This is a genomic window from Brevibacterium sp. LAARM2_SD2, assembly GCF_057364785.1.
In genome coordinates, this window is sequence record NZ_JBNFOM010000052.1 from 1 (window position 1) to 4530 (window position 4530).

A 4530-nucleotide genomic window follows, 5' to 3' on the forward strand; every position below is an offset into this window, starting at 1 on the left:
GGTAGCTAAGCCCATGTCATGCTGATGGTACTGCAACTTGGTGGTTGTGGGAGAGTAAGTGACTGCCGCATTCTTTGTGGGTGGGCACTCTTGTAGGGGGTGCCCCCACTTTTTGCATTCACCAGTGTCTGCTGTAGTCAGCTGGGGGTGTCGAGTCCGAGGAAACGGCGGACTGCCTCGGTGCCGGTGACCTCGACCGGCTCGGGCCCGCGGATGATGTCGGCAGCCGGTAGCACCAACTGGAGCTCCGTGTGCGCGATTCGACGTCGGCCCTGGCTAACTGTCGGCGATTGTCGCGCGGGCGTCCAGGGGACGAGCAGTCACGACTGCCCCGAGACCGAGGAGTGCCGACAGCGCGAACAGTGCGAACAGGCCGGCTGCGGCACCCGCGATCGAGGGCAGGGCTGAATTGACGACGATGCCGCCGATAGCGGCCGCGAACGCTTGGCCGAGTTGACTGACGATGGGAATGGCGGCGGCGGCGATTCGGCCGTCTGCCTCGTTCGAGCTGCTCGACATCGCGCGCACGGACAAGTGCGGGTTCGCCATCCCGACGCCCACACCAGCGAGGATCAACGCCAGTATCCAGCCGATGATGACCATCGGCCCGGCCAGCGGAACGATCTGCAGAACGACGAGCACCGCCATCGCGACCGTCGTCACGGCCGGCCCAAGGACAAGCAGACGCGCCTGCACAGCTGGGCGTTCGGCTCGGGAACTCCAGATGGCAGCGACTGACCAGCCGATCGACACGGTCGCGCCGAGAAAACCGGCGGCGAACGGGGCAAGTTCGAACAGACGCTGCCCGAACAGAGGAGTGAACGCCTCGCTGGCCGGCGCGGCCGTGGTCAACGCGAGGGCAAGGTAGATCCATTTCAGCGACCCTCGCGTGTAGGCCAGGGGCGGCAGAACACCGACCCGCGCTCTTCGGTCGACGGCGATGAATGCGACCAGCAACATCATCGCCAACACGACCCCGACCCACACCCAGGCGCTTGGGAGGACGCTGGTGATGCTGAGCGCAGCGATGGCGACCATGAGAATGATCATCGACGTCAGCGGCAGCCGCGTCAGGTCCACTGATCGCTGCGACCTAGGCAGAGTCAAGGGCGCGGCGATCGCGAGGATGACACCCGCGGCGGCCACCGAGACAAACGCGAGCCGCCAGGCATCCAGCTGTGCGAAGGCCCCGCCGGCGGTCGGGCCGACAATCGTCCCGACTCCGAACATCGCCGACACGACTGCGGTTGCTCGCGCCCACGCTGTCTCCGGCAGCGCCGTCCGGATGAGAGCGAACGCCAAACCGGACAGCAGTCCACCGCCGACGCCCTGCGCCGCGCGGCCGATCAGGAGAACCTCCATGCTCGGTGCTGCGGCGGCAACAGCACTGCCGACCGCGAACGCACCCGCACCGAGCACATATGAGCGGTGAGCACCGAGCCGGCCCAGCACCGCCGGAGTCGCCACCGTTGCGGCTACCCCCGCGACGATGAACACCGTCGTCACCCACGCGTAGTACACCTCGCCGCCGACCTCGGCGACGGCGCTCGGCATCAGAGCGCTGGTGAGGTACATGGTGACTGCCTGCAGCAGAATTCCCGCCGCGAGCACCGTCGTCACCCCGGCGGAGGATCGGGCGGTTCCGCGATTCATGGAATTCGCTGTACTCGATGTGGTGTCCATGGGCGCCACGCTAGAACTTCAACATATATTGAAGTCAAGACCTGAATCTGGGAGGCTCTCCCTATGACGACGACATCATTCATCGACACGCAGCATCTACTGACTGTGCGGGATGTTGCCGTGGACAGCGGTGTCGCCCCTTCTGCGGTCCGGTTCTATGAACGGCACGGGGTGATCACCGCAGCGCGCACGCCGGGCAACCAACGACGGTTCGCTTCAAGCGCCGCATGCCAGGTCAGAGTGGCGAAGCTCGCCCAGCGCGTCGGGTTCACTGTGCGGGAGATCGCCGAGATCTTCGATGATCTGCCCGACGACCCGCAGCCCGGCGATTGGAACCGCATCTCCGAGCATCTCGTCGCGAGTGCGGAGCGACGCCTGGAGGAACTCACCCGTGCGGTCGACTCCATGCGTGCGGGAGGGCGGCTCTGCGACCTCAACGATGCTCTCGAGGCGGAATGAGAAACCAGGGGTAGTCTCAGAAGAATGATCATCCGTCGTGAGACCGAATCAGACATCAGCGCCATTCGCTCCGTCACCGCAGAGGCATTCCGCAGCGCCGCTCACAGTGCACCCCCGGTCGCCCCGGGCGGAGACCCCGGAGAGGTCACTCTCATCGAGTGGCTGCGGGACGACGAGTCCTGGATTCCCGAGCTCTCGCTCGTCGCCGTCATCGACGACACCGTGGTCGGGCACATCGTCGCCACTCGTGCTCATGTCGGTACCGCGCCGGCAGTCGGGATCGGCCCGGTCAGCGTGCTCCCGGCCCACCAGGGCGAAGGGATCGGCTCCGCGCTGATGGAGTTCGCTCTCGGCGCTGCCGACGCGCTCGGCACCCCGGTCGCCGGCCTCCTCGGCGATCCGAACTTCTACGGTCGCTTCGGTTTCGTCCCCGCCTCAGCGATGGGCATCGAATCTCCCGACCCCGCGTGGGGCGACTACTTCCAGACGCGAGCTCTGTCGACCTATGCCGGCGAACACGGGAGTTTCCGCTACGCGGAGCCATTCACGCGTCTCTGACGCCTGTCAACGTACTGTTATGAGTAGTATCATGGTCGTAAACCCGGTTAGTGGGTGGGATACGGTCATTTAGGGGGCGTTATGGCTGTCACGCGCGCGGTGGGGCGCCGCCTCGGTGACGTCGGCGGATCGATCCGCAGGTGGCGTATCATGCAATCGCTCAAAGCCGCAGAACTCGCGCAACGCGCAGGGATCTCGAGGACGACACTGCAGAAGATCGAGCGCGGCGATCCCGGAGTCTCGATCGGCGCGGTGATGTCGGTGATGCAGGCGCTCGGACAGCTCGACCACGTCGCAGAGTCGTTCGACCCATTGAGCACAGATGTCGGCAGGCTGCGTTCGACGGAATCACTGCCCGAGCGGGTTCGCCGATGAATGCCGATGAGGTGCTCGTCGATCTCGACATCAACGGTCGCACCGAGCTCGTCGGCACTGCCTATTTCCACGTGGCCCGCAATGAGGTGTCGACCACGTTCGTCTACTCGCCGGGCTACCTCGCCCAACGGTGGGCCTTCCCGATCGACCCTCAATTGCCCTTGTCGGCCGGATCGTTCACGGTCGCCGGCCTGCCCGGGGCGTTGAGCGATTGCGCTCCGGATCGTTGGGGCCGCAATCTCGTCGCCAAGCAGCACCAGAGACTCGTTGCCTCAGGGCAGGCGCGCCATCGCCGGCTCACCGAGGTCGACTACCTCATCGGAGTCAGTGATGTCACCCGCCAGGGTGCTTTGCGATTCCGCAGTCCGAAGTCCCCGGCACATCTGGCAGCCGGAGCTCATGTTCCCCCGCTCATCCGACTGCCTGAACTCCAGAGGGCGGCCGACGAGGCCGCCGATGGCTCCGATGCCGCGGCCAAGCGCCTCCTCGACGCCGGAACCGGGTCGCTCGGTGGCGCCCGCCCGAAGGCCTCCGTCCTGGGGGACGGAGGCCTGATGATTGCGAAGTTCTCCCGACCCACAGACGATTGGTCAGTCATCGCATGGGAGGGGGTCGCTCTCGAGCTTGCGTCCCGTGCCGGCATCTCCGTCCCCGGTCGGCAGCTGCTCACTCTCGATGATCGACCCGTTCTCGTCGTCGACCGATTCGACCGAGACGGTGGGTCTCGGGTTCCGTATCTGAGCACGATGACGGCGACCGAGCGGCGCGACGGCGAGCCGGGCGACTACCTCGACATCGTTGAAGCGATCGAGGACCTCAGCCTCAACTGGAGGCGCGACTGCGCGGAGCTGTTCCGGCGCGTGGTGTTCTCTGCAGCGATCCACAACACCGACGACCATCTGCGCAATCACGGATTCCTGCGGCGGCCCGCAGGATGGGAGCTCAGTCCGGTCTTCGATATCAATCCCGAGCCAGATGTCGACACCGAACGGCAGACCGCGATCAACGGAGCCCGGTCGGCTGACGAGGAGATGTCCGCGCTTCTCGACTTCGGGTCGCTCTGCCACCTCGATAGTCGGCAGGCACGACGCATCATGAGAGACGTCGCCGAGGCGGTCGGCCAGTGGCGCAGCGTCTCCCACGCGCGCGCATTGCCGACGTCGGAGATCGCGATGTTCGGTGACGTCTTCGACCGCCAGGTCAACGCGGTTCTGCGTGCCGCCGGAGGGCCGATATAGGCGTAGTCGCCCTGTTTTCCGGGTGGTTTTCGCACCGCTTTGCTTCGTGTGGTGGTTGTCACCCCGGAATGGTCGATTTCGGGGTTGCGTGAGGGGTCTGCAGTGGTCTAGAGTTATATCTCGTTCGCCTCACCGGGAACACCACGATCAAAGGGTGTCCCCACCGGGTGTGACCAGCACAAACAGTGGTTTGATGCGGTGGATCACAACACGGTTG

Annotated in this window: 5 protein-coding genes; 4 read left to right on the top strand and 1 reads right to left on the bottom strand. The window is 65.3% G+C overall.

Annotated elements, in window-relative coordinates:
* Window positions 1–276 precede the first annotated feature (276 nt).
* Window positions 277–1683, bottom strand: a complete 1407-nt coding sequence (locus AC2W7K_RS17985) for an MFS transporter (RefSeq protein WP_198500499.1) — start codon at window positions 1681–1683, stop codon at window positions 277–279.
* 63 nt (window positions 1684–1746) lie between these two features.
* On the opposite strand from AC2W7K_RS17985, the gene AC2W7K_RS17990 reads away from it, so the two are divergent.
* The 4 genes from AC2W7K_RS17990 to AC2W7K_RS18005 are packed head-to-tail and all read left to right on the top strand — an operon-like array spanning window position 1747 to window position 4313.
* A complete protein-coding gene (locus AC2W7K_RS17990) occupies window positions 1747–2142 on the top strand; it encodes a MerR family transcriptional regulator (RefSeq protein ID WP_198500500.1) in 396 nt (131 codons plus the stop codon).
* A gap of 24 nt (window positions 2143–2166) precedes the next feature.
* Window positions 2167–2700 carry a GNAT family N-acetyltransferase gene (locus AC2W7K_RS17995; RefSeq protein WP_198500501.1) on the top strand — a complete coding sequence of 178 codons (534 nt, stop codon included), beginning with the start codon at window positions 2167–2169 and terminating at the stop codon, window positions 2698–2700.
* Between the two features lie 54 nt (window positions 2701–2754).
* Window positions 2755–3075 carry a helix-turn-helix domain-containing protein gene (locus AC2W7K_RS18000; protein WP_486006505.1) on the top strand — a complete coding sequence of 107 codons (321 nt, stop codon included), beginning with the start codon at window positions 2755–2757 and terminating at the stop codon, window positions 3073–3075.
* Window positions 3072–4313: a type II toxin-antitoxin system HipA family toxin gene (locus tag AC2W7K_RS18005; RefSeq protein ID WP_198500503.1), complete on the top strand. Its 1242-nt coding sequence runs from the start codon at window positions 3072–3074 to the stop codon at window positions 4311–4313. Before AC2W7K_RS18000 ends, AC2W7K_RS18005 begins: the two co-directional genes overlap by 4 nt.
* Window positions 4314–4530: the final 217 nt, after the last annotated feature.

Bases quoted from the DNA above. Each gene is read 5' to 3' on its own strand.
- AC2W7K_RS18005 (WP_198500503.1), top strand. From the start codon at position 3,072: ATGAATGCCGATGAGGTGCTCGTCGATCTCGACATCAACGGTCGCACC.
- AC2W7K_RS17990 (WP_198500500.1), top strand. From the start codon at position 1,747: ATGACGACGACATCATTCATCGACACGCAGCATCTACTGACTGTGCGG.
- AC2W7K_RS17995 (WP_198500501.1), top strand. From the start codon at position 2,167: ATGATCATCCGTCGTGAGACCGAATCAGACATCAGCGCCATTCGCTCC.
- AC2W7K_RS17985 (WP_198500499.1), bottom strand. From the start codon at position 1,683: ATGGACACCACATCGAGTACAGCGAATTCCATGAATCGCGGAACCGCC.